Source organism: Pedobacter sp. AC190 (genome assembly GCF_979258025.1).
Map to the genome: position 1 here is coordinate 3,830,397 of NZ_OZ409824.1, position 25,783 is coordinate 3,856,179.

General features: G+C 34.8%; 25 protein-coding genes and 1 riboswitch. Of the genes, 20 read left to right on the forward strand and 5 right to left on the reverse strand.

Annotated features, from left to right (window positions below; all coding sequences use genetic code 11):
• Positions 1-17: 17 nt before the first annotated feature.
• Positions 18-3,245, reverse strand: a complete 3,228-nt coding sequence (locus ACZZZI_RS16890) for an amidohydrolase family protein (RefSeq protein ID WP_463490147.1) — start codon at positions 3,243-3,245, stop codon at positions 18-20.
• Between the two features lie 72 nt (positions 3,246-3,317).
• Between ACZZZI_RS16890 and ACZZZI_RS16895 the strand changes: the two genes are divergently transcribed.
• From ACZZZI_RS16895 to rplT, 9 genes are all read left to right on the forward strand, one after another.
• On the forward strand, positions 3,318-5,210 hold the full coding sequence (locus tag ACZZZI_RS16895; RefSeq protein ID WP_463490149.1) for a RecQ family ATP-dependent DNA helicase: 1,893 nt from the start codon (positions 3,318-3,320) through the stop codon (positions 5,208-5,210).
• A 100-nt stretch (positions 5,211-5,310) separates the two neighbouring features.
• Positions 5,311-6,621: an MFS transporter gene (locus ACZZZI_RS16900; protein ID WP_424056231.1), complete on the forward strand. Its 1,311-nt coding sequence runs from the start codon at positions 5,311-5,313 to the stop codon at positions 6,619-6,621.
• A gap of 29 nt (positions 6,622-6,650) precedes the next feature.
• Positions 6,651-7,388 (forward strand): (Fe-S)-binding protein, encoded by a 738-nt coding sequence (locus ACZZZI_RS16905; RefSeq protein WP_463490151.1) that lies wholly within the window; start codon positions 6,651-6,653, stop codon positions 7,386-7,388.
• Between the two features lie 205 nt (positions 7,389-7,593).
• A complete protein-coding gene (locus tag ACZZZI_RS16910) occupies positions 7,594-8,496 on the forward strand; it encodes a hypothetical protein (RefSeq protein ID WP_344768964.1) in 903 nt (300 codons plus the stop codon).
• A gap of 181 nt (positions 8,497-8,677) precedes the next feature.
• A complete protein-coding gene (locus ACZZZI_RS16915) occupies positions 8,678-9,763 on the forward strand; it encodes an acyltransferase family protein (RefSeq protein WP_463490153.1) in 1,086 nt (361 codons plus the stop codon).
• 171 nt (positions 9,764-9,934) lie between these two features.
• Positions 9,935-11,860 (forward strand): threonine--tRNA ligase, encoded by a 1,926-nt coding sequence (thrS, locus tag ACZZZI_RS16920; RefSeq protein WP_463490155.1) that lies wholly within the window; start codon positions 9,935-9,937, stop codon positions 11,858-11,860.
• Positions 11,861-11,877: 17 nt separating this feature from the next.
• Positions 11,878-12,447 carry a translation initiation factor IF-3 gene (gene infC / locus ACZZZI_RS16925; protein WP_055911781.1) on the forward strand — a complete coding sequence of 190 codons (570 nt, stop codon included), beginning with the start codon at positions 11,878-11,880 and terminating at the stop codon, positions 12,445-12,447.
• Positions 12,448-12,476: 29 nt separating this feature from the next.
• Positions 12,477-12,677: a 50S ribosomal protein L35 gene (gene rpmI / locus ACZZZI_RS16930; protein ID WP_056872807.1), complete on the forward strand. Its 201-nt coding sequence runs from the start codon at positions 12,477-12,479 to the stop codon at positions 12,675-12,677.
• Positions 12,678-12,752: 75 nt separating this feature from the next.
• Positions 12,753-13,097: a 50S ribosomal protein L20 gene (gene rplT, locus ACZZZI_RS16935; protein ID WP_123206121.1), complete on the forward strand. Its 345-nt coding sequence runs from the start codon at positions 12,753-12,755 to the stop codon at positions 13,095-13,097.
• Between the two features lie 64 nt (positions 13,098-13,161).
• On the opposite strand, the gene ACZZZI_RS16940 is transcribed toward rplT, so the two are convergent.
• Both ACZZZI_RS16940 and ACZZZI_RS16945 read right to left on the reverse strand, forming a co-directional pair.
• Positions 13,162-13,494: a YegP family protein gene (locus ACZZZI_RS16940; RefSeq protein WP_424056239.1), complete on the reverse strand. Its 333-nt coding sequence runs from the start codon at positions 13,492-13,494 to the stop codon at positions 13,162-13,164.
• Positions 13,495-13,600: 106 nt separating this feature from the next.
• Positions 13,601-14,848: a serine hydrolase gene (locus ACZZZI_RS16945; RefSeq protein WP_463490158.1), complete on the reverse strand. Its 1,248-nt coding sequence runs from the start codon at positions 14,846-14,848 to the stop codon at positions 13,601-13,603.
• A 104-nt stretch (positions 14,849-14,952) separates the two neighbouring features.
• A riboswitch (cobalamin riboswitch) is annotated at positions 14,953-15,146 on the forward strand.
• Positions 15,147-15,244: 98 nt separating this feature from the next.
• Here ACZZZI_RS16945 and ACZZZI_RS16950 point away from each other — a divergent pair.
• The 7 genes from ACZZZI_RS16950 (at position 15,245) to ACZZZI_RS16980 (ending at position 21,269) form a co-directional block, all read left to right on the forward strand.
• Positions 15,245-17,107, forward strand: coding sequence for a TonB-dependent receptor plug domain-containing protein (locus ACZZZI_RS16950; RefSeq protein ID WP_463490160.1), 1,863 nt, complete (start codon positions 15,245-15,247; stop codon positions 17,105-17,107).
• A gap of 70 nt (positions 17,108-17,177) precedes the next feature.
• Positions 17,178-17,768 carry a DUF6580 family putative transport protein gene (locus tag ACZZZI_RS16955; RefSeq protein ID WP_463490162.1) on the forward strand — a complete coding sequence of 197 codons (591 nt, stop codon included), beginning with the start codon at positions 17,178-17,180 and terminating at the stop codon, positions 17,766-17,768.
• A gap of 126 nt (positions 17,769-17,894) precedes the next feature.
• Entirely contained in the window at positions 17,895-18,830 is a 936-nt protein-coding gene (locus tag ACZZZI_RS16960; protein ID WP_463490164.1) for an ABC transporter substrate-binding protein, read from the forward strand.
• The gene (locus ACZZZI_RS16965) at positions 18,830-19,516 is read left to right on the forward strand and encodes an SIR2 family NAD-dependent protein deacylase (RefSeq protein WP_463490166.1); all 687 of its coding nucleotides are present in this window, start codon (positions 18,830-18,832) and stop codon (positions 19,514-19,516) included. Before ACZZZI_RS16960 ends, ACZZZI_RS16965 begins: the two co-directional genes overlap by 1 nt.
• Positions 19,506-20,219 carry a Dph6-related ATP pyrophosphatase gene (locus ACZZZI_RS16970; RefSeq protein WP_463490168.1) on the forward strand — a complete coding sequence of 238 codons (714 nt, stop codon included), beginning with the start codon at positions 19,506-19,508 and terminating at the stop codon, positions 20,217-20,219. The genes ACZZZI_RS16965 and ACZZZI_RS16970 overlap by 11 nt, the downstream gene beginning before the upstream one ends.
• A gap of 125 nt (positions 20,220-20,344) precedes the next feature.
• Positions 20,345-20,839: a YMGG-like glycine zipper-containing protein gene (locus ACZZZI_RS16975; RefSeq protein WP_316760312.1), complete on the forward strand. Its 495-nt coding sequence runs from the start codon at positions 20,345-20,347 to the stop codon at positions 20,837-20,839.
• Positions 20,840-20,933: 94 nt separating this feature from the next.
• Positions 20,934-21,269, forward strand: a complete 336-nt coding sequence (locus ACZZZI_RS16980; protein ID WP_463490170.1) for a Dabb family protein — start codon at positions 20,934-20,936, stop codon at positions 21,267-21,269.
• Positions 21,270-21,679: 410 nt separating this feature from the next.
• Here the strand turns inward: ACZZZI_RS16980 and ACZZZI_RS16985 are convergent, their stop codons facing one another.
• Positions 21,680-21,931: a hypothetical protein gene (locus ACZZZI_RS16985; protein WP_316760306.1), complete on the reverse strand. Its 252-nt coding sequence runs from the start codon at positions 21,929-21,931 to the stop codon at positions 21,680-21,682.
• A gap of 34 nt (positions 21,932-21,965) precedes the next feature.
• Positions 21,966-22,673, reverse strand: a complete 708-nt coding sequence (locus tag ACZZZI_RS16990; protein ID WP_463490172.1) for a DUF3291 domain-containing protein — start codon at positions 22,671-22,673, stop codon at positions 21,966-21,968.
• A gap of 110 nt (positions 22,674-22,783) precedes the next feature.
• On the opposite strand from ACZZZI_RS16990, the gene ACZZZI_RS16995 reads away from it, so the two are divergent.
• The 4 genes from ACZZZI_RS16995 (at position 22,784) to kynU (ending at position 25,782) form a co-directional block, all read left to right on the forward strand.
• Positions 22,784-23,263 carry a GAF domain-containing protein gene (locus tag ACZZZI_RS16995; RefSeq protein ID WP_463490174.1) on the forward strand — a complete coding sequence of 160 codons (480 nt, stop codon included), beginning with the start codon at positions 22,784-22,786 and terminating at the stop codon, positions 23,261-23,263.
• Positions 23,264-23,277: 14 nt separating this feature from the next.
• Positions 23,278-23,883, forward strand: coding sequence for a DNA-3-methyladenine glycosylase (locus tag ACZZZI_RS17000; RefSeq protein ID WP_463490176.1), 606 nt, complete (start codon positions 23,278-23,280; stop codon positions 23,881-23,883).
• A gap of 53 nt (positions 23,884-23,936) precedes the next feature.
• On the forward strand, positions 23,937-24,425 hold the full coding sequence (locus ACZZZI_RS17005) for a pyridoxamine 5'-phosphate oxidase family protein (protein ID WP_463490178.1): 489 nt from the start codon (positions 23,937-23,939) through the stop codon (positions 24,423-24,425).
• Between the two features lie 64 nt (positions 24,426-24,489).
• Positions 24,490-25,782, forward strand: coding sequence for a kynureninase (gene kynU / locus ACZZZI_RS17010; RefSeq protein WP_344768929.1), 1,293 nt, complete (start codon positions 24,490-24,492; stop codon positions 25,780-25,782).
• The last annotated feature ends 1 nt before the right edge of the window (position 25,783 follow it).

The window sequence follows — 25,783 nt, forward strand, 5'->3', positions numbered from 1 at the left end:
CTAGTCAGACGGCCTATTTAATCACAATGTGGAACAGTATAAGTCCAGGTTTCTGATTCACCGTTCGGAACGATGTAACCATTACCTTTGGCATTTTCGAACCATAGTTTACCACGAAGTTTGTCTCTATTGCCAATCTCATTCATAGTTGCACTATCATATAAACGACCGTTAATCATCACGTATTTAATCTTTTCAGAGTTACGAATATCATCTAAAGGATTTGCATCCATAATTACTAAATCAGCTAATTTGCCAACTTCTAACGAGCCAATTTCTTTATTCATACCCAAATAACTTGCACCATTTAAGGTTGCGTTTCTAATGGCTTGTAGTGGAGAAAAACCACCTTGAACAAACATCCACAATTCCCAATGAGCACCCAATCCTTGAATTTGTCCGTGGGCACCAAGATTTACTTTTGTACCGCCATCGGCAATTTGTTTGGTTGCTTTAGCAATATCAATATGGTTGTAATCACTATATTCTGAGGTAGTTCTACGTCTTGCTCTTGCATCGATAATTGAACGAGGAGTGTAAGTCATTAACTTTTCGTTTTCCCAAACGTTGGTTCTATCGTACCAGTAATTCTCTCCCCATTGACCGCCATACGCAACAATTAAAGTCGGTGTGTAACCAACATCTGTATTATTCCAAAGTGTGGTTACATCCTTATAAACTGGTAAAACTGGAATACTGTGTTCAATTCCAGTATGTCCATCAGTAACCATATTCATATTATGAAAAAATGTTGAGCCACCTTCAGGAACGACTTCCATTTTTAACTGTCGTGCAGCTTCTAAAATTTGCTGACGTTGCTCTCTTCGAGGCTGATTGTAAGATTTTACAGAAAATGCACCAACAGCTTTTAGTCTTTTTAAATGCGCTAATGCATCATCCAAACTATTAATAACCACTTTAAAGTCGCCATCTGCGCCGTATAAAATCGAACCTGTTGAATATACTCGTGGACCAATCATTCTACCAGCTTTTAACATCTCGCTCTGACTGAAAACCATCTCCGTATTACTCGATGGATCATGAGAAGTGGTTACACCAAAGGCTAAGTTTGCCAAATAACTCCAATCGCTTTGCGGCGAAATTCCATCAGGACTTGTGCGTAAATGCGCATGTACATCTACAATTCCAGGCATAATTGTTTTGCCATTTACATCAATTACTTTCGCATTTGCAGGAATAGTTACGGCATCAGCTTTACCAATTGCAGTAATTTTGTTTCCATCGGTTAAAATGGTTCCGTTCTCTATAACTTCATCGCCTTTCATCGAGATAATCCTTGCGCCTTTCAAGGCAACGATTCCGTTAGGCACATCCGATTTTAATTTAAGATTAATATCGATTGAAGTTGCCTGAGTTTTTGGGGTAGTGCCATCAAAATTAAAGGCGCCATTAACATCAATGGTAAAGTATTTCGGACCCAATGTCCAGTGTAAGTTCTTGCTATCGTTACTCCACTGTATATAAGTTCCACCATCGGTTGTTACTTTTGTAACTGGAATCGCTTTATTTCCAGCCGATGCATCCTGAGCAACGCCAACGTTAATCATTGGAGTAATGTAAACGTTAAAAAGTTCACTGAAAGCTACATATTTATTATCGGGACTAACCACAAACTGATTTGCATATTGAGAAGTAAAATGCGTTCTTTCGTTCGCCCCATTTAAATCGATACTTTTTAAAGCTTTTTTTCCATCTGCGTAACTTTGGAAATAAATACGGGTATCTGTATTATTGAAAGATGGTTTTATACCATTTTCTGAAACCAAAGATTTGGCTCCACCATTTGCAGCCATAACGAAAATTCCTGTTCCACGGCCATAGTTGTAACCTAAAACATCGTTTCCACTTCCTTTTCTAAAAACAATTTTATCACCTTTGGTAGAATATTGAGGAGAATAATAAAATCCTTTTTCATCACTCAGCGTAATTGTTTTACCAGATTTTAAGTCAGTTCTTTTAATCGCTCCGCGAAGTTCATCGCTCCAGCTCGTATAAATTACAAACTTTCCATCTGGACTAAAAGAAGGTTCAAACTCGAAATCAGTACCATTTGTTAATCTTTCTGGTGCACCATTTGGCAATTCTTGCTTATAAAGATATCCTGCAGCATTAAAAACAATTGTTTTAGCATCTGGCGATGTTGTTAATTGACGCAACATTTTTGCTGAAAAATCATTGCTAAAAACCTGTTGTTCGAAATGTAAAGCTTGCTGAACAGTTTGAACTGTGTTTGCCTGAAACGGAATTGTAGAGTTAATAAGGGTTCCAATCTCGGTTTTTCTGATTTTTCCTTTCGCATAAAACACTAAGCTTTTGCTATCTGGCATCCAGGCAAAATTGGGATAAACGCCAAAAATAGCCCAGGTTTCTTGTTGGTCATGAGATAACTCTTCGTTAACAGGCCACTCTTCGCCAGTTTTTATATTTTGAACATATAAAGTAGATTTTAAACGAACACGTTTTACAAAAGCAATTAAATTCCCATCAGGAGATACCTGAGGACGACAGGCACCTCCTTGTTCATTTATTAATGTAGTTAATTTTCCCGTAGTTAAATCTAATTGGCGAATAGCATAAATTGTTCCGTTTGGGTCTTTACTGTATTCGAAATTGGGTCCTGGAGTTACATCTTCACTAAAATAAAGATATCTGCCATCTGGCGAAACGTTTGGTTCTCCAGCATCTTGCTGATCATTTTTACGTTTAGTTAATTGTACACCATCGCCACCATTAATACTGTACATCCACATTTCGCCAGCACCTAAAGAGCGACCTGCCGTGAAATGCTTCCGAGCGACAACATATTCGCTGTTTGGCATCCAAGTTGCGTTATTTAATAATCTAAAAGTCTCTTTTGTAACTTGTTTTTTGTTCGAACCATCGCGACTCATAATCCAAATGTTGTCGCCTCCACTTTTATCACTGGTATAAGAAATATATTTTCCGTTAGGACTAAAGCGAGGCTGAACATCGTATGCAATACCACCACTAATTAATTTAGCCTGGCCGCCAGCAATTGGCATCGTATAGATATCGCCTAATAAATCGAAAACAATCTCTTGGCCATCTGGACTCACATCCAGATTCATCCACGTTCCTTCATCAGTATTTAAAGTAAAGTTTTTGGTTGTTCCCATGTATTTTTCTACATCCCATTTCTTTTCTTGTGCATTTGAAGTGAAAAATAGGAGTGAAAGCGCCGATAGAAAGTAGAGTTTTTTCATCTAATTTTTTATTAATTGTGGCGCAATTTAGTAATATAACAAGCTTTTTTATAGTTTTGGTAAGCCTGATTTATGACAGCAATAGAGATTTTACAAAAATATTGGGGTTACCCAGCTTTTCGACCGTTACAGCAAGATATCATTAATTCCGTTTTAGAAGGAAATGATAGTTTAGCGCTTTTGCCAACTGGTGGTGGTAAATCTGTTTGTTTTCAGGTTCCTGCACTTGTAAATGAAGGTATTTGCATCGTAGTTTCACCATTAATTGCCCTGATGAAAGATCAGGTAGAAAATCTGAAATCTAAAGGAATTGATGCTATCGCTATTTATGCAGGAATGGGTAAACGCGAAATCGATATTCTGCTGGATAACTGTATCTATGGCAAAATCAAATTTCTTTACTTATCACCCGAAAGATTACTTTCTGATTTAGTTCGCGTGCGGATTTCTTATATGAACGTTAACCTAATTGCTGTTGATGAAGCACATTGCATTTCGCAATGGGGTTACGATTTTCGTCCGCCTTACCAACAAATTGCAAAGCTTAGAGAAATTCATCCAGATGTACCAGTTTTAGCACTTACGGCAACGGCAACTGAATTTGTTCGAAGAGATATTGTTGATAAATTAGAGATGAAAGATCCACAGGTTTTTGTTAAAAGCTTTGCTAGAGATAATTTAAGTTATGTGGTTTTTAATAAGGAAGATAAATATAAAAAACTGATTGAAATTTGTAGAAATGTAAAAGGAACTGGATTGGTTTATGTTCGCAACAGAAGGGAAACAGCAGAGGTTTCTAATTTCTTAAATCGCAATCAAATTAAGGCCGATTTCTATCACGCGGGTTTAGAACGCGATATTCGTTTTCAAAAACAAGAAGATTGGAAACTTAATAAAACCCGTATTATGGTAGCTACAAATGCTTTCGGAATGGGTATTGACAAAGCAGATGTTCGAACTGTTGTGCATTTAGATTTACCCGAAAGTTTGGAGGCCTATTATCAGGAGGCAGGTAGGGCAGGTCGAGACGAAAAACGAAGTTATGCTGTTTTATTGGCCAATCAATCTGATATTTTAAGTCTTGAATCGCGTTACATCGATAGTTTTCCTTCGCCAGATGAAATTAGAAAAGTTTACCATTACTTAGGGAATTACTTTCAATTGGCTTTTGGTGCAGGCGAGGGTTTGACCTTTACTTTTGATATTGCTGATTTCTGTAAAAGATTTAATATTAGTGTTTTAAAATCCATTTCAGCTTTAAAATTCTTAGAACATGACGGCTATCTTACCCTATCCGAAAGTGTTTTTCTTCCCTCAAGGATGATGTTTATTGCCAGTCACGAAGATATTTATCGCTTCCAGATTGAAAATAAAGCTTACGATAGTATTATCAAGACTATTTTACGTTCTCACGGTGGTGCATTCGATGGTTTCGTGAAAATTAATGAAGCCAATTTAGCAAAGAAAACGGGTTTATCCTACAAAGATATTATCGCTCTGCTTAATAAATTACAATCGATAGAATTACTAACCTATATCCAACAAACTGATCAACCACAACTGCAATATGTTAGGCCACGCGTAGATATGGATCATTTTGATTTGGATGTAAAATACCTGGAATTGCGCAAAGAAATTTTGCTTAAACAGATAAATGCTGTAGTTGGTTATGCATCTACAAATGTGTGCCGCAATATTCAGTTGCTATCATATTTCGACGAGCATAATGCGTCGAAATGCGGTGTCTGCGATGTTTGTTTAGCAGAAAAGCGAGTAGAAAATGAAAGCCAAATTAATGATGAAATAGATTTTGAAATTGTTTCTTTACTTCAACAACAAGCTTTGAGTTTAGATGATTTAGTTATCAATACAAAAAGTGGCACTGAAAACGAACGTATCGAGGCTATTCGTGAATTATTAGATGCTGGCAAAATTAAAACTGATGGGAAGAAGTATTATCTTTAACCTCCATATGGTTATCATAATAATTGTAGAAATTGGTTAAACAGCTACAACAGTTAAGAAAATTAATGCATTCGAAATAGTTAACCTCCTTAAAATTCAAATGATAGAAAAAGATAATAAGAAAACCATCCGTTCATGGGCTTTCTTCGATTGGGCAAATTCGGCCTATAATTTGGTTATAACTTCAACAATTTTTCCAGTTTATTATGTTGCCATAACTACAACAAAAGAGCATGGCGATGAAGTAACTTTTTTTGGCAAAACATTTATAAATACAGTTCTATCTAATTATGCATTGGCATTAGCTTATTTAGTAATGGTTGTTTTGTTGCCCTTGCTATCTTCTTACGCCGATGCCAAAGGCAAAAAGAAATTTTTTATGCAATTATTTACTTATGTTGGTTCGATTGCATGTATGGGTTTGTTCTTCTTCGATTTAGCACATTTGGAGTTAGGAATAATTTGTTTTGTTTTAGCCGCAATGGGTTATGTAGGCGGTGTAATGTTTAATAATTCTTACTTGCCTATAATAGCGTCAGTAGATAAACAAGATAAAGTTAGTGCTCAGGGTTTTGCTTATGGCTACATAGGAAGTGTAATTTTGCAATTAGTTTGCTTCGTTTTTGTTTTAAAACCAGGTTTATTTGGAATTGCCGAAAAATCAGCGCTTCCTGCGCAAATATCATTTTTATTAGTTGGTATCTGGTGGTTAGCATTTGCTCAAATTCCATTTAAGGTGCTGCCGAGAGATAAACCAAGCGCAGGCTCATCAGGCAAAGGAATAATTAAAAGTAGTTTCGGTGAATTTGTTAAAGTTTGGAATCAGCTGAAACTAATGAAGTTTTTGAAAACCTATTTAATAGCCTTTTTTGCTTACTCAATGGGCGTTCAAACGATTATGCTTGCAGCGGCTGGTTTTGGTGCTAAAGTTCTGAAATTAGAATCTGGAAGTTTAATCGCCGTAATTTTAATTATTCAGCTGGTTGCCATTTTAGGCGCATGGCTGATGTCGCTTTTAGCTAAAAAGGTTGGAAATATAAATGTATTATCAGGTGTAGTTGTAGTATGGATAACTTGCTGCGTACTGGCTTATTTTATTACCAATTCAACTCAGTTTTATGCTTTAGCTGCAGTGGTTGGGTTAATTATGGGAGGGATCCAGTCCTTATCTCGCTCTACGTATTCTAAACATATTCCCGAAAATACTACTGATACAGCATCATTTTTTAGCTTTTATGATGCGACCGAAAAACTAGCCATTGTATTAGGATTATTCAGCTTTGCGTTAATTGAGGGAATTACGCATGACATGCGTAAATCTATAATTGCACTTGCATCATTTTTCGTAATTGGTTTAGTGTTTTTATTAATCTTGAAAAAAATCGAAAGCAAAGAAGCTGTAAAATTGTAAGTTTGTAGCTCGAATCGTAATTATAATAGATGAAAGTAGAATTGTTTGTTCCCTGTTTTGTAGATCAGTTATATCCCGAAACCGCTTTTAATACGTTAAAATTATTAGAAAAATCTGGCTGTAAAGTAGAATACAACTCAAAGCAAACTTGTTGTGGCCAACCAGCTTACAATGCTGGTTACTGGGATGAAGCAAAAGAAGTTGGTACTAAATTTTTAAGTGATTTTACAGAAAATACATATGTCGTTGCGCCATCAGCATCGTGTGTAGGTATGGTAAAAGGTGGTTATAACGATTTATTCACTAACACAATCGTTCATAATAAATGCCGTAGCCTGCAATCTAACATTTGGGAACTTTCTGATTTTCTGATCAATGTTGCGAAAAAAGATTATTTCGGGGCAGAATTAGAAGGTAAGGCTGTTTACCATGATTCTTGTAGTGCTTTACGCGAATGCAAAATTAAAGATGAACCTCGTCAGCTTTTATCGAAAGTTCATGGTTTAGAAATGCTTGAGATGAAAGATACTGATATGTGTTGTGGCTTTGGCGGTACCTTTGCAGTTAAATTCGATGCAATTTCTTCGGCAATGGCCGAGCAAAAGGTAAATCATGCTTTAGATCAAAAAGCTGATTACATTATTTCAACCGATTTATCATGTTTATTACATCTTCAAGGTTATATCGATAAAAATAATCTACCAATAAAAACCATGCACATTGCAGATGTTTTATGTAATGGCTGGTTAGAAAGTACCGAATACTAACAAGATTATTACCTCTGATTTCTAGTTATTTAACACTTTTTAACAAGCTTTACGTTAAATCTAAAATACCTTTATTAAACCTTTTTTGCGATTTAGCATCTAAACAACAAAACACAAAACAATGAAGCTATTATGGTTTAGCAAAACTAATGTTAAAATAAAACCCTGACAGCTTCATCACCTTTAAAAATCAAATATAAATAAGATGAAAAAAATACTTTTCGCTTTACTAGGAGTTTTATCAATCGCATCAGTAGCAAGTGCGCAAAAAAAAACTTCTGGAGCAATACAATTTGAAACCGTAATTGATCCTGCTGCAATGATGGCGGCAAGTGGCGTTAAAATTCCTGAACAAATGGCTGCAAGAATGCCTTCAACAAGTAAATCTAACTTCGAATTATTGTTTAATGCAACTAATGCAAGTTATATGCCTGTAGAAGAAACAGAAGATAGTAATGGTGCTGGCGGCGGTGGCGGTGGTATGGGTCGTATGATGAGAGGTTTTGGTGGCGCAGGTGGAAATAGAGAATATTATTACACATTTGCTGATAAAAAATTAGTCGAAGTTTTTGATCTTAGCGATACAAGCTACGTGATGCAAAGTAGTTTAAAGTTAAACACAACCGCAGGAATTGGTTTTGGTGGTGGAATGGGAAGAAACAACCCAAATGACACAACTAAACCCAAACCAGTTGTTCCTCCAAAAATAGAAGTAGTTAAAACCGATGCAACTAAGCAAATTGCTGGTATTACTTGCCATGAAGTTATCGTAAAATCAACCAGATCTGTAAAAATTTTAGATATGGATAAAGATGTTACGGAAGAAACTCATATTTGGTATACAAAAGATTTAGGCTTTGATTTTTCTCCAAATCCAAATATGTGGACAGAAGGTGCCGTTTTAGCTATAGAAGGCAGAGGTACTAGCACAATTGCAAAAAGTATCGAATACAGAAATGTAAGTGTAAAAGATGTAACTGCTCCGAAAAAAGCAACTCCAATAACTGATGCAGAATATAAAGTTAAAATGGAAAACATGATGAAACGTTTCCGTGGTAATGGAAACAACAGACCAGGTGGCGGACAAAGAGTTATTATGGTTAACTAGTTTCAAAAAAAAATAAATTTTTGGAAAGCCTGCTTAATTTAATTAAGCAGGCTTTTTTTATGCGGAAAATTTCATCATATAAATAGAATGTATATTTCCAATTACACTCGACTTTAATGCTTCTGATTTTTTTAAGCCAAATACAAAATGATTATTATTGATGCAGATTAAAAACAACCTAATGCAAAACGATAATACATTACTTAAAACGAAGAAACATTTTGAAATTCTTGATGGGTTACGAGGTTTAGCTGCAATAGCAGTTGTGATTTTTCATTTTATGGAAATCGCCATTACTGATTATAGTAAGAATTTCATTGGTCATGGCTATTTGGCAGTAGATTTCTTCTTTTGTTTATCTGGTTTTGTTATCGCGTACGCCTACGATGCAAAAGCTAAAGATGTCGGAATAACACAGTTTTTCAAATTAAGACTTATTCGTTTACATCCATTAGTTATTATTGGGTCTGTACTGGGTTTATTAACTTTTATTTTCGATCCTTTTGTTAGCCTATATCCTGTGTACGGCTTTGGTAAAACGACATTATTGTTTTTATCATCACTTTTTCTTATTCCGTATCCAATAGTTGAAGAGCGCTTTTTTAATTTATTTAACTTAAATGCGCCTAGCTGGTCCTTGTTTTGGGAGTATATTGCCAACATCTTCTACATATTTCTGCTTTATAAAATCGGCAAGAAATATTTATTGATTTTAACATTAATTGCGGCGGGCTTACTTTTTTATGTTGCCACTAAAACAACTAATTTATCTGGTGGATGGGGTGGAACTACATTTTGGGATGGCGGTGCTCGCGTATTTTATTCCTTCTTGGCAGGAATGCTGGTTTATCGCTTCAATTGGATTATTAAAAACAAATTAGGATTTATAGGGGTTTCGATTTTATTGCTTTTCGCGTTTTTGATGCCATATTCAAATGAATACAATTGGATCACCGAACCGATTATCGTATTAATTTATTTTCCATTATTAGTAGCATTAGGCTCTGGTGCAACCTTAACATCATCATTCGAAAAGCTTTGTAAGTTATCGGGAGAAATTTCATATCCATTATATATGACGCATTATCCTTTCCTGTGGATTTTTCTAACTTATGTTACAACCACCAAGCCCGATATGTCTTTATTGAAATTGATAATTCCAGTTTCTGTAATCCTGCTTGTAGTTTTTGCTTATCTGGTTATGGTGTTTTTAGATATTCCTCTACGTAATTATTTAAAAAATAAGTGGCTAAAATTTAGGTCGTAAAATAATTATGGGTTTGGTTTAGTGATGATTTATTATAGGAAAACTTGCTTTTCAGTGGGAAAAACAGCATCTTTGCACAAAATAAAATCACTTTGTATGTGATTAAGAAATAACTTTTTTTTAAACCGTTCCGAAGTTTAGATAGAACAAGGAACAAAATCATAGTTGTAGATGATTAATATTACTTTACCTGACGGCTCAGTTCGTCAGTACGAAAAGGGCACATCTGCCCATCAAATTGCATTATCAATTTCTGAGGGTTTAGCAAGAAACGTTTTAGCAGCCGAAGTTAATAGCGAAGTTTGGGATTCAACACGTCCAATCGAAGCAGATTCTACTGTTAAACTTTTAACCTGGAATGATACAGCTGGAAAATCAGCTTTCTGGCATTCATCAGCTCACTTAATGGCTGAGGCTTTAGAAGCACTTTATCCAGGAACTAAATTTGGTATCGGACCAGCAATTGAAACTGGTTTCTACTATGATGTAGATTTTGGTGAGAAAGAATTTTCTTCGGATGATTTCAAAGCCATCGAAACTAAAATGATTGAATTGGCTAAGCAAAAAGAAACTTTTGTTAGAGAAAGTGTAAGCAAAGCTGATGCAATTAAATACTTTACCGAAAAAGGTGATGAGTACAAGCTTGATTTAATTGATGGCTTAGAAGACGGAAAAATTACTTTCTATACTCAAGGTCAGTTTACCGATTTATGTCGTGGTCCGCATATTCCAAATACTGGTTTTGTAAAAGCAGTAAAACTGATGAATGTTGCTGGCGCATATTGGAGAGGCGATGAAACTAAAAAACAGTTAACACGTATATATGGTGTAACTTTTCCAAAGGCTAGCGAGCTTACCGAATATCTTGCAATGATTGAGGAAGCAAAAAAACGCGATCACCGTAAACTTGGAAAAGAGTTGGAGTTATTTGCTTTTTCTGAAAAAGTAGGAATGGGTTTGCCTTTATGGTTACCCAAAGGAACTGCTTTACGTGAGCGTTTGGTTAATTTTTTAACTAAGGCACAAGCTAAAGCTGGTTATGAGCAGGTTGTTACGCCACATATTGGACACAAAAATCTGTACGTAACTTCTGGTCACTGGGAGAAATATGGTAAAGATTCATTTCAGCCAATAAAAACTCCACAAGAAGGAGAGGAGTTCTTCTTAAAACCAATGAACTGCCCGCACCACTGCGAGATTTATAAAACAAAACCACGTTCTTATAAAGATTTACCAGTTCGTTTTGCAGAGTTTGGTACAGTTTATCGTTACGAACAAAGTGGTGAATTACATGGTTTAACTCGTGTACGTGGCTTTACTCAAGATGATGCACACTTATTCTGCATGCCAGAACAAGTTAAAGAAGAATTTAAAAAAGTTATCGATTTAGTGCTTTATGTATTTAAATCTTTAGGTTTTGAAAACTATACTGCTCAAATTTCGTTAAGAGATCCAGAGAACAAGTCGAAATATATTGGTTCTGATGAAAACTGGCGATTATCTGAAAATGCAATTATAGAAGCTGCAGCAGAAAAAGGATTAAATACAGTTGTAGAATATGGTGAAGCGGCTTTTTATGGTCCGAAGCTAGATTTTATGGTTAAAGATGCTTTAGGTAGAAAATGGCAGTTAGGAACTATTCAGGTAGATTACAACTTACCAGAGCGTTTCGAATTAGAATATACTGGTAGCGATAATCAAAAGCATAGACCAGTAATGATTCACCGTGCTCCATTTGGCTCTTTAGAAAGATTTATTGCTGTTTTAATTGAACATTGCGCAGGAAACTTCCCATTATGGTTAAGTCCAGAGCAATTTACAATCCTTCCTATTTCAGAAAAATATGAAGAATATGCAAAAAAAGTTTTAGATGAACTAAATAATTCCGATATTCGCGGGCTGATTGACTTTCGTGATGAGAAAATCGGTCGTAAAATACGCGACGCGGAGGTTAAAAAAATCCCTTACATGCTCATTATCGGTGATAAAGAGATGGCCGAAGGAAAAGTTTCGGTTAGAAAACATGGCGAAGGCGATTTAGGTGAAATGACGTTGGAGGAATTCAACAATTTATTAAGAAAAGAAATAACAGTTTAAATTAAAATAGTACACATTTGGCATTAGGAAGACCAGGATTTAACAGGGGACCACGTCCACCTTTTAAGAAAAAAGAAGCAGAGCATAACATTAATCAGTACATAAAATCGCCCGAAGTGCGTTTAGCTGGCGATAATGTTGAACCAGGGATTTATCCTTTGGCGAAAGCTTTGGCACTTGCTGATGAACTGGAATTGGATTTGGTAGAGATTTCTCCAAACGCTGTTCCTCCAGTTTGTAGAATTATTGATTATAGCAAGTTTGTTTACGAGCAAAAGAAAAAGCAGAAAGAGATTAAATCAAACGCTAAGCAAACAGTTATTAAGGAGATTCGTTTCGGTCCTAATACAAATGATCACGATTTCCAGTTTAAACTTAAACACGCAATAAGCTTTTTAGAGAACGGTGAAAAAGTTAGAGCTTATGTGCATTTTAAAGGTAGAGCAATTGTTTATAAGGAGCAGGGAGAGATTTTATTATTAAAATTTGCCCAGGCTTTGGAAGATGTAGGAAAAGTAGAGTTATTACCTAAGTTAGAAGGTAAACGTATGTTCCTAACAGTTGCGCCTAAAGTAGCAAAAAAATAAAAATAGGTTTATAAATTAAAAAACAGGTTATGCCAAAAATGAAAACCAATTCCAGTGCTAAAAAGCGTTTTTCGCTTACTGGAACAGGTAAAATCAAAAGAAACAACGCATACAAAAGTCACATCTTAACCAAGATGAGCACTAAACGTAAACGTGCACTAGGAAATGCTAGCATGGTAACAGCAGCAGATACTGGTAACGTTAAGCGTATGCTTTGTATCGGAAAGTAATTTATTAATTCACCAGGTATCAGGCTTTAAGTTTCCGATTAAACGGAACGCCGCTTGCCAAAAAACAACAACAACATGCCACGTTCGGTAAACGCAGTAGCTTCGAGAAGAAGAAGAAAGAAAATCCTTAATATGGCCAAAGGCTATTGGGGAGCAAGAAGTAAAGTTTATACTGTTGCTAAAAACACAGTAGAAAAAGGTTTGCAATATGCATACCGTGACCGTAAGGTTAAGAAAAGAGAATTCCGCGGATTATGGATCCAACGTATTAATGCAGGTGCTCGTCAGCACGGTATTTCTTACTCTCAATTAATCGGTAAACTAGCTTCAAAAGAAATCGGTTTAAACCGTAAAGTATTAGCTGATTTAGCAATGAATCATCCTGAGGCTTTCAAAGCTGTAATTGATGCAGTAAAATAGAAATTTTCGCTTCGGCGATTATAATATTAAAAAAGTCCTGATGCAAATCAGGACTTTTTTGTTTTTAAAGTGTTTGATCATCTATTGTTGCATCGGGAGCGTTGCTCTGAACAGATTCTATTCCATTATCTCTCGAACTTTCACTTTCATACATCTGGCTTGAGCCGATTATTTGTCCGTTGGTAGCCTTCAAATTAAAGTAAGATTTCCCGTTGCTTGATTTTTTCTTTTCGAATTTTGTTTCATCCTGCGAGTTTTTTCTTACAGATTCGATTCCGTTTTCGCAACTTGGCTTTGCAGAATAGCCTTCGCTCGATAAAATAACCTGACCATTTCCAGCTACTAAATTAAATTGAAATTCTCCGTTTGTTCTTTTACTAATTACAAATTTTCCCATTACTGAATTATTAAGTTAAAAATTAATTATTACTATTTTAAGGGGACGATTTGAATTAAATTTACAAAATATTTAAAATTTTGTAAGTCAATTTTTATTAATTTTTTTATTTATAATCCATTTTAAATTTGGCCAAATTAGCTTTGTTACTTTTTGTTCTTTTCAATTCTGCTTCATAAATACTTCTACCTAAATTTTTCATAAAAGGGTAACAAACAGTTTCATATTCGTATTTATTATCATTAAAAATTCCATCATCGTTACTTTGAATAACAGCTGTTAAAAAATATTCAACACCGTTTTTAAAATCTATGAAGTAAGAATTATCGATTATGTAGCCATAGCTATCTCCATATTTATTATATATTCTAATATTAGGATCTAATTCAACATTCTTTTCTCGTCCGTAATACAGCATTTTCGCATAAGTTGGCCAAAATTCTTTTTCATCGTATTTTGGAAAATTACTTTCAGTAGGTAATTTACTCATATAGGTATAGATCAATTTATAGTCAGCCTTAGTTAAATCATATCTTTCTAAAGCTGGGAATGCTTCAGGTAGAATAAGTTTTTGCATCAACTTTTGCTGATCGTTAATGGGAAACGCATTTTTGTTCTCCAGACTGAAAGGCTTATTGACCAATTTATCCGCACTATCTAAATAGCCTTTTCCCATTATGGTGTTCGTTAAAACCAAATCATATTCCTTTGGATCGTATTGCGCTTGCTGACTGTAAACAAGTTTGTTGCCATTGTAAAACTTAATAGGATTTGTATGTTTTGCATTTTCACCTGCATCACCGATGGCCAAACGATTTAATATTCTACTGTTTATTAAGCCATTTTTCTTCAATTTCTCATTCAATTCTGCCCGTCCGATAAACTCAAACAAACGGTTAAAAGCATCGTTATCACTGGTTAAAAGAATTTTCTTAATATAATGCTCTATAGATGGTAGCCCATTTTTTGAAGAAGTATCTTTAAATACTTTTGTTTGACCTTTAAAAGCACTGTCGGTAATCATGGTACTTTTAACTGTAATTCCTGAACTTTTTAAGCGATTCACTTTCTCTAATGCAAAAATTACAGCTGCGAGTTTTACGGTACTGGCAGGATAGAAGTAATGTTGTGGATTTAAATTATAACTGTAACTTTTAAAGCTCGGTTTATTTTTCATATCGCGATTAACCTGTGTATAAAGTATTTGAACCTGATTATGATCTGGACGATTTAAGATGTTGCTAAAGAATTCTGGTTTAGCTTGCATTAATTTTTTTAGAAAAACAGTATCTGTTTGCTGTGCCATAGTAGATAAACTCATTACAGAAAATGCCAAAAGGAAGATATATTTCATAGCTCGGGTTTGATAATAAAGTTAAAATAATCATTTCTTAATCGTTTATTAAAATAGAATAAAAAGCTTTTCGCAATAGTGTTTGCTGTTTCAGCTTTAATGTCTACTTTTGCAGCGCTTTTGGTTTCTGGCTTTACAACCAGAATTAAAAGGGAATGCAGTGTAATTCTGCAACTGTCCCGCAGCTGTAAGCTCTATAACGTTTTTTCATTCAAAAAGCCACTGTTTCAATTCTGATTCGGGAAGGCAGTAAAAAACGGGAGCAAGTCAGAAGACCTGCCTTAGCGTATAATTTCATAGCTTTCGGGGATTGAAGCTAGGATTGAGGTACTTAACGTTTTTCGTATTTTCATTTCCTTTCCTAATCTGTTGGCTGTGGGCAAAACTCACAATCAAATGAACAAAAAAAGAATTTTAATTGCTGCAGGCCTGGGGCTTGTTCAATTAACAGTTAGTCAATCGGCTAATGCACAAGACAGTTTACAACTAAAAGATGTTGTAATCACTGCAACAAAAAATGATCAGAAACAATCTCAGACTGGTAAAGTTGTAACCATTATCAGTAAAGAAGTTTTAGAGCGTAGTCATGGTAAATCTTTGCCCGAGCTAATTAGCGAGCAAGCAGGAATTATTGTAGCAGGTTCGAGTAGCAATCCAGGTTTAAACAAATCGGTATTTTTCCGTGGGGCAGGTAGCGCTTATGCGGTTGTTTTAATCGATGGAATTGTACAAAATGATCCATCAGGAAACGGTGGTGCGTTCGATTTACGCTTATTATCTATTGATCAAATCGACCATATTGAAATTTTAAGAGGCGGTCAATCGACCATTTATGGTTCTGATGCAGTTGCTGGTGTAATTAATATCATCACTAAAAAAGGCGGACCAAAAGGCAATACCATTTACGGAGTTGCCAGTATTGGTAGTTACGAAACTTTAAAAGGAACTATTGGTTTAAATGGTGGTGTTGATGGTTTTACTTATAATGTTAACTACACTCAGAATAAAACAAACGGCATTTCTGAAGCGGCTAATCCAGTAGGAAACAATGCAGAGTTTGATAAAGATGGATTCAGAACTGGTGCCTTAAATGCAAATTTCGGAATCAAATTGGATAAGCATTTTTCAGTAAATCCATTTGTGCGTTATTATTATGGAAACTATAGTTTTGATGGTGGTGCTTTTGTAGATGCTGGAAATTATTCTATTTTGAAAAATGTTGCTGCAGGTACAAACGCTAAATATGAATTTGCAACAGGAAAAGTAACATTAAACTACAGTTACGAAAGCACTTCGAACGATTCGCATAGCTCTTTTCCTAGTTTTTCTCAAGGAAAAATCTCTATCGTAGATGTATTTTACAACCAAAAACTAAACGATAAGTTAGATTTATTGGTGGGTATTGATAACCGAGTAATGAAACTTTCATCGGCAGCTACAGCACCTAAAGCAAATATATTTGCGGCTTATAGTTCATTGTTTTTGCATGATTTAAGTGTTTTTAACTTAGAGGTTGGTGGTAGATACAATAAACACGAACAATATGGTGAAAACTATACGTATTCAATTACGCCAAGCATAAACATTATTAAAGAAGTAAAGTTATTTGGTACAGTTTCAACAGCTTTCAAAGTGCCTACTTTGAATATGTTATTCGGTCAATTCGGTGCAAATTTAGATTTGAAACCAGAAAAATCTCAAAATTACGAAGCTGGTGTAAACTTCAGCTTTGCTGATGAAAAATTCACTTTAAGAGTAGCTGGTTTTAAACGCGATTTGAAAGATGCAATTATTTATGCTTTTCCAGCAGGTTATGTTAACCAAGTTAGCCAAAAAACTAAAGGTTTTGAGGTTGAACCAGCAATTAAATTCGGTAAATTTAACTTAAATGGCTATTATGCTTATGTTGAAGGAAATGAATTTAACTTCGTTGATAATGCAATTGCAGATTATCTTTTCCGCAGACCGAAAAATACTTTCGGCATAACTGCTGGTGTACAGGCAACTACCGATTTATATGTTAGTGCTAATTATCGTTATTTCGGTAGTCGTACTGATGGTAACTTTAGCACATACACTGTTGATACTTTACCTGCTTACAAATTATTAAGTGCTTATGCAGAATATTCGTTAGCTAATAAACGTGTTAAAATATTTTTCGATGCTAAAAACATATTAAACGAAAAATACAATGAAATTATCGGCTATAACAGCTTGGGTTTCAATTTTAATACAGGCGTAAGTTTTAATATCCGCTAATAAAAAATTAACTTTGTAATAAGGCATTAAATTTAATATTTAGTGCCTTATACTAAATACTTGAAATAACATGGCTCACTTAAAATTTAACCCACGTACAATATTGTTATTATTAATGATATTGGTGCTCACGGGCTTCCGCTTACTGGTAACATTTAATTCAGATGAATTAAAGTTTGCTAATTTCTCATCAATTGGTGCGGTTGCGCTTTTTGGTGGTGCTTACTTTAAGGATAATTTAAAGGCATTTGCTTTTCCGTTGTTAAGTTTATTTTTAAGCGATTTTGTTTTATCGACAACCATTTTTAGTAAATACAGCAGTGGGTTTTTATATGAAGGCTGGTACGTAGTTTACTTTGCATTTGCATTAATGGTTTTAGTTGGAAGATTAATGCTTAAAAACATAACTATTGCAAATTTTTTAGCTTCGACTTTAACTATTGTATTAATTCATTGGATTGTAACCGATTTCCCGATCTGGTTTAGAAACTCATCTTATACACAAGATTTAGCAGGTTTTTGGTTATGCTTGGAAAGAGCAATTCCGTTCGAAGTTAGGTTTTTAGAAGGGACGGTAATTTATGGCGCAATTCTTTTCGGAGCATTCGAAATATTAAAAGCAAAATATCCTGTACTTAAGTTACAAACACAAAAAGTATAATTATTCTTTAAACGAATTATAAAAATCCTCTTTCGATTAATTTCAAAAGAGGATTTTTTTTTATCTTTAACATTGAGCGTTAACAGCGCTACATACATTCTATCACCCATTTACCTTTAACATATTATGAAAGTTGTATCCTTTTTACCAGCCGCTACCAAAATGATTTACGATATGGGTTTGCAAGAATATCTTTATGGCGTTACTTTCGAGTGCCCTAAAGAAGCTGCAGATCTACCTAAAATTGTTCGTTGCATATTAGAAGGAAAGAATTACACAAGTATAGAAATTGATAAAATATTTTCAGCCTCAAAAGCGCAGGGAAAAAGTTTGTATTGGGTTGATGATGAATTATTGGAAAGCATTGCGCCTGATATCGTTTTTACACAAGATATTTGCGAGGTATGCAACATCGACACGGTTTGTACTGAAACTGCTGTAATGAAACTCAGTAAAACACCAACACTTGTGCCTTTATCGCCAAATAATTTACAAGATGTTTTTGAGTGCGCCATAACAATTGCAAAAGCGATGGGGAAGGAAGAAGTTGCTTTGAACTATCTGGCTAGCCTACAAAAGAAAACAGATTATATTCTTGATGAATTAAGAGCAAATAAAGCACCATTAAAGCGAATTATGTTAATGGAATGGATTGAGCCAATATACAATTGCGGACATTGGATTCCATTTCAAATTGCAGCTGCAGGTGGGGTAGATATGCTTTCTAATCCAGCAGGAGATTCTATTGTAACTCAATGGGACAAAATTGTTAAATACAATCCACAGGTTTTGGTTATTGCACCATGCGGTTTTGATGTAACCAGAAGTATAGAAGAAATGCCATTACTTACCTCGAAAAAGAGCTGGGATGATTTGGAAGCGGTTATAAATAATCAGGTTTACATTGCCGATTTTGATATGTTTACACAGCCAAGCATCGGCACTTTGGTCGAGGGAATAGAAGCTTTGGCTTGTATGTTTCATCCAGAAATATTTACAGCAAACAAGCATATTGCCAGTAAATTTGTAAACTACTCGAAGATTGAAGTTTTAAATCGATAATGAAATTAGTTGTTTTAACAGGAGCAGGGATTAGTGCAGAAAGTGGTCTAAAAACTTTTCGCGATTCTGATGGACTTTGGGAAGGCTACAATATTTATGATGTGGCAACACCAGAAGCCTGGGAAAGAAATCCTGAATTGGTGCAGGATTTTTACAACGAAAGAAGGAGACAGGTACTAAATGCACAGCCAAATCAGGCGCACACCATTTTAGCCGAACTGGAAAATGATTTTGATGTTGAAATTATTACTCAAAATATTGATGATTTGCATGAACGAGCAGGCTCAACAAAAGTTACGCATCTTCATGGCATCATAACGAAATCACAATCTGATCGAAATTCGAACTTAACCTATCCAATTCAAGGTTCTGAACTACAAATGGGCGAACTATGTGAGTTAGGTTCTCAGTTGCGACCGCATGTTGTTTGGTTTGGAGAATCTGTTCCAATGATAGAGGTAGCCGCTAAAATCTGTAAACAGGCAGATTTTTTTGTGCTTATTGGTACATCGCTTGCCGTTTATCCAGCCGCAGGTTTAATCGATTTTGTGCCTTCATTAGTTCCAAAATATATAATCGATCCTAAAATACCCGATATCGGTCGTTACAGAAATATTATAACTATAGAACAAACTGCCGTGAATGGTGTAGCATATCTTAAAGAAATTCTTTCAAATGACCGATAAGAAACTTTGTATATTTAATTGGAGCGGCGGAAAAGATAGTACACTTGCCTTACATTATGCCTTACAAGACGAAACTATAGAAATAAAGTATCTTGTTACCACAGTTACCGAAAAATATAATCGCGTTTCTATGCATGGTGTAAGAGAAAGCTTGTTGCTTAAACAAGCCGAAAGTATTGGTATTCCACTTTATCAAATTCGCTTGCCAGAGATGCCAGATATGGAAACCTACGACAATACCATGCGTAATTATCTATCAAAATTTAAAGATGAAGGCATTACGTATTCTATTTTTGGCGATATTTTTTTAGAAGATTTGCGCAAGTATCGTGAAGAAAAACTTTCAGAAATAGGTTTAAAAGCCATTTTTCCTCTATGGAAAAAAGATACAACGTTGTTAATTGATGAATTTCTTAAACTGAACTATAAAACCATCATTGTTTGTGCTCAACAAAGTCTTCAATATATCTGTGGAAAAGTAATTGGCAAGGATTTAATTAGCTCCTTACCCAAAAATATCGACCCTTGCGGAGAAAATGGTGAGTTTCATACTTTTGCTTTCGAAGGACCAATATTTAAAAAAATAATCAATTTCGAGTTAGGAGAGCTAGTCTATAGAACTTACAACAATCCAAAATTAGATAATGAAAGTGGTTCAAAATCAGACGATTTTGGTTTTTGGTATATTGATTTAGTAATTTAATTACACAAATTAAAACTTTTTGGCATCATTTTTTCTTTACTATGTGTAATTAACTAAAACACATGAACGAAGCCTGTTTCAGTTATTAGGTAACCCTGGAACGAATTTCAAATAAAAATTAAGTTATGAAAAAGATATTTGTAGTAATCGCATTGAGTTCAGTAATGTTTGCTTGTAATAATAAAGCAAAAGAAGAAGCTGCACTAAAACAACAAGAAGCCGAAAAACAGTTAGCAGTTAAAGCTGTTAAGGATAGTTTAAGATTAGATAGCTTTAACAGAGCTGCAACTGCAAAGGTTGAAGCCGAAAAAGAAGCAAAGCATCAGGCAGAACTAGCTGCAGCAAGAAGAGCAGGTGCTAATTCATCTCGTTCTTATGCAAGTTCTGGTGGTAGTTCGAGTGCTTATGGTGGCGCACAACCAACTGCAAAAAAGAAAGGTTGGAGTGATGCTGCAAAAGGTTCGGTGATTGGTGGTGCAGCTGGTGCAGTTGGCGGTGCATTAATTGATAAGAAAAAAGGCAGAGGAGCCATTATTGGCGGTTTAGTTGGAGCTGGTGGCGGTTATTTAATCGGTAGAGGCGAAGACAGAAAATCAGGCCGTGTGCAACCTAAAAACTAATTTCATATAAATATTTAAAAGCGTTCTGATTTTAAATCAGAACGCTTTTTTTGTGTCTGAAAGAATCATTTCTATATTTAAAGAAAAAAGACCCATGATTGAAGATAATAATATTGATAAAGGCCAAATTCAGCATTTCGTAATGTTTTGGCTAAAGCCACAATTAACAAAAGCCGAAATAACAGAATTTGCAAATTTTTTCGAAAGCTTAAAGCCAATCAAATACATCAAAACATTAAACTATGGCTTGGCGGCAAATACACCAGTTCGCCCGGTTACTGATAATTCATTTACTTATTCGCTTACTATAACGTTTGCTAATATTGACGATCACAATGCTTATCAGGAAGATAAAACACATCTAGATGCCGTAGAAAAATTTTCTAAAAATTGGTATCGGGTAGTGGTTCACGATACGGTGATTTCATGAAATATTTAGAAAAGCAAGAGTTATTTCTAGATGCTGCAGTTCCTTTATTTGCTTTAATCTCTAAATAAATTTTATATAAAAAAATGCCCTCAACTTTAAGGAGTTGAGGGCATTTTTCATGCCGGTACTACAGAAAGCATTTTAGCTATTGTTGAGTTTAACAGTATGAGTAAAATCCTATTTGGATATTGTAAATTCCCAAACCTCCCAGATGTTTGGCAAAAATAGGCTACAAAATTATATTTTGTTTATTCGCTTAATAATCATTATGTCAGTCAGTTAAATTAATCTTTCTAATCCATTTGTTGAAATATACTTAAATTTTAAGATCATAAGACGTAAATTTTACAAAACTAAATTCTGTTTACGTATTTAAGTATCTTATTATCAGTATATTATATATTGTATTGTTAGAATTGATGTCTTTTATATGCTGCTGTAAAATCATTTCGCATAATTTTAAAACGCTCTATAACGGTTTTAATAAAATCCTCGTCTAAAATTTCGAACACATCATTAACACCTCCTCCACTCAAGTCAAGTTCTGCTAACTTGTAACTTTGCTCAAATGTGCCTTGCTCAAATTTGGCGATATACTTTTGATTCATTGAAAAGATGGTAATCTTGCATTCTGGGTGTGGAAGTTCTGCTATAACTCTCATTATCTTAATTTGTAAATTATTACTTGATTGAATTTTAAATTCCCTGGTTGTTTAAGGTTCCATGTGCTTCGATAATAGCGAAACGAGCAAACAGTTCTTCTGAATACCATTTTCTTTCTCTAGTAAGCTTAATTACGTCAGAGTGGTCAAATGACTTGTATGCGTAATTTTTCATACTTTCTTCATTCTCCCATACCGAAAAAGTAGCCTGATCTAAAAACGGATTTTCACCAATCCCTGCCGAAAGAATAAAACCAGGAGCTTTTCTCATGCTAATTGCGGCTCTCTTTATGTTTTGTCTAAACTCCTTTACTTTACCTAATCTTATCGCTGCCCTGGTAATTACTGCGATTCTTTCATTTGGGTTTTGATTAATTTTTTTAGTTTTAAAAGGCTCTTTAGCTGACCATAAGCCATGGCTGGATAAAGGTTTAAGTAAGATTGTAAATTCTTCAGCTCCGAAAAAGCGAAACCATTTCATCGATAAGGAATTTATTTTAAATTGCTCATAATCCGTTTTGTTGTTCCAGGTTGTTAAAATGGCCCAATGTTTAAAGTTTGGTGCTAAATCGACCTGAGCATTTTTGCCGCTTCCCATAAGTTTCCAGAAATTGCACTTTTTGTTTAACCAAAGCGGTAAGCGCAAAACTACCATGCCTAAAAAGGCAAATGGAATAGTTAGGGTGCGGTACTTGGTAATGGTTAAAGCTACAATCATATTAACTAGGATTAATTTGGTCAAAACTAATGATTTTAAGAATATAGTGTCGTTCAAAATTTAGTCATATATTGTCTAAATGCGTTAAATATGGTAAATCCTGATTAATTTTGTCTTTAATTAGAAATTAGAAAATGGCAGAAGATTTAACTATAACCAGAAATGCGTCGAAAGAAGAACAATATAAATCACTTATTCCTCAAATTGAAGGTTTGCTTTATGGAGAAACCGATTTTATAGCAAATCTAGCAAATGTTTGTGCTGCCCTAAAAGAGCAGTTTAATTGGTTTTGGGTAGGTTTTTATCTGGTTAAGGATGATGAGTTAGTATTAGGGCCATTTCAAGGTCCAGTAGCTTGTACGCGAATTAAAAAGGGAAAAGGAGTTTGTGGCTCATCTTGGCTGCAAGGAGAAACTATAATTGTTCCCGATGTTGATGAGTTTCCAGGGCATATTGCATGCGCTTCTGCCTCTAAATCTGAAATCGTTTTGCCTCTAATTAAAAATGATAAAGTTATTGGTGTTTTTGATGTTGATAGTGAATTTTTAAATCACTTTGATGAAATGGATAAAATTTATTTAGAGCAAGTTATATCAATTATATTAAATAAATAGTTTAAATAATTATTTTGAAATTAAACTCAGATTATTACCTTAATGAAGATGTGATTTCACTTGCTAAGGATTTGCTAGGAAAGGTTTTATATACAAAGATTGAGGGCGAAATTACTGCAGGTGTGATAACTGAAACCGAAGCCTATTTCGGAATTAAAGATAAAGCTTCGCATGCTTTTGGCAGTAGGAGAACAGCAAGGACTGAAACAATGTTTGCTCAAGGTGGGATAGCTTACGTTTACTTATGTTATGGAATACATAATCTATTTAACGTTGTAACATCTCCCAAAGATAATCCGAATGCGGTATTAGTTCGAAGTATTGAGCCATTAATTGGTGTAGAAATAATTGAAGAACGACGAGGTATGCCTCGCAATAAGGCAGCAATTTCTGCTGGTCCAGGGTCTGCTGCAAAGGCTTTAGGGATTGATAGAAAGTTTAATGCTAAAGATTTGAGTGGTGATGAGATTTGGATCGAGGATCATCAAATTTATTTTAATCCTGATCAAATTTCTATATCGCCAAGAGTTGGTGTCGCTTATGCTCAGGAACATGCTCTTTTGCCTCTACGGTTCTTTGTTAAAGGTAATAAATATGTAAGCAAGCCAAATAAGGTTTAGCTTTTTGAAACATTTCATTGATTGTATCTGTTCTTTCATAAATATCTATAGTTATGAAAAACGAGAAAAATATATCAATTTTAAAAGAAATGGCAGAAAGTGTTCGCACTTGTATGTTTACCACATTTTCATCAGATGATGAATTTGGAAGTAGACCAATGGGAACAGCAAAGATAGAAGACGACGGAAGTTTATGGTTTTATACCAATGAATATTCGCCTAACTCAAAAGAAATCTCTAAAGACGATAATGTTTTACTGGCTTACAGCGATCCATCTAAAAACACTTATCTAACTGTAAAAGGTAAAGCCGAGCTGGTTGATGATCGAGTTAGAAAAGAAGCTTACTTTTCGCCTTTCGTGAAAGCATGGTTTCCTGATGGTATTGAAGATCCGAGATTAATATTGATAAAGGTTACTCCTGAAGAGGCTGAATATTGGGATGCTTCATCGTCAAAAATAGTTGTGCTATTTAGTATGTTAAAAGCAGTTGTTACTGGCGACACCCCAGATTTAGGTAAGCATGATACAATAAAGTTTTAATTAAAAATAACTTCAAAACAAGCAGGGTTGGCAACAATACCTGCTTTTTTTGTAATATTGAAAAATGAATTTTGAAAACAACTTAACTTTCGCGAAAGCGCAGGATGAAGCAGATATATTAAAAGATTTTAGGAATCAGTTTTTGTTTCCAAATCAGAATGGAAAAGAATTTATATATCTATGTGGTAACTCGTTAGGATTACAACCTAAAGTTTCTAGTGAGGTTTTAAAACGTCAATTAGATAATTGGGCTAACCATGCAGTAGAAGGATGGTTTGAAGGCAAAGAGCCTTGGATGTTTTATCATAAAGAATTAAAAAAGCTTATGGCTCCAATTGTTGGCGCTTCTCCTAGAGAAGTTTGTCCAATGAATACCTTGACGGTTAATTTACATTTATTGATGGTTAGTTTTTATCAACCAAAGGGAAAGCGGTTTAAAATTATAATGGAAGGTGGTGCTTTTCCATCAGATCAATATGCAATAGAAAGTCAAGTGAGGTTTCATGGTTTCGATCCGAAAGAAGCGATTATCGAGGTTTTTCCAATTGAAGGCGAAGAAACATTGCGGACTGAAGATATCGTTGCTAAAATCGAAGAAAATGGCGACGAAATAGCGTTGGTTCTTTTCGGAGGAATAAATTATTATACTGGTCAGTGGTACGGTATGGAAGCAATTACCAAAGCTGGGCACAAAATTGGAGCTATGGTAGGTTGGGATTTAGCTCATGCAGCGGGAAATGTGCCCGTTAAACTCCACGATTGGGATGTAGATTTTGCTTGCTGGTGTTCTTATAAATATCAAAATTCTGGTCCAGGCGGTATTAGCGGTATTTTTGTTCACGAAAAACATTTTTCAAATACCAAATTAAATCGTTTTGCAGGATGGTGGGGTTATCAGGAAAACCAGCGTTTTAAAATGGAAAAAGGTTTTATTCCAGAAGCTGGCGCCGATGGCTGGCAGATAAGCTGCACACAGGTAATGCCTATGGCTTTGTATCATGCTTCACTACAAATTTTTGAGCAAGCAGGATTTATAGAGCCGCTTAGGAATAAAAGTATTAGTTTAACTAATTATTTAGAATTCATTATAAATGAAGTAAATAAAGAATTAGGATTTGAGCAATATAAAATTATTACGCCTAAAAATCCGAAAGATAGAGGCGCTCAGTTATCCATAATTGCAAAAGATAAAGGCAAGGAAGTTTTTGATGGCTTATTCGAAAACTACATACTGGGCGATTGGCGTGAACCTGATGTTATTCGTTTAAGTGCAGTTCCGCTTTACAATTCTTTTGAAGATATTTATTTAACAGGGGAAGCACTTTTAAAAGTGAGCCAAAAAATACTAAACGCTTAGC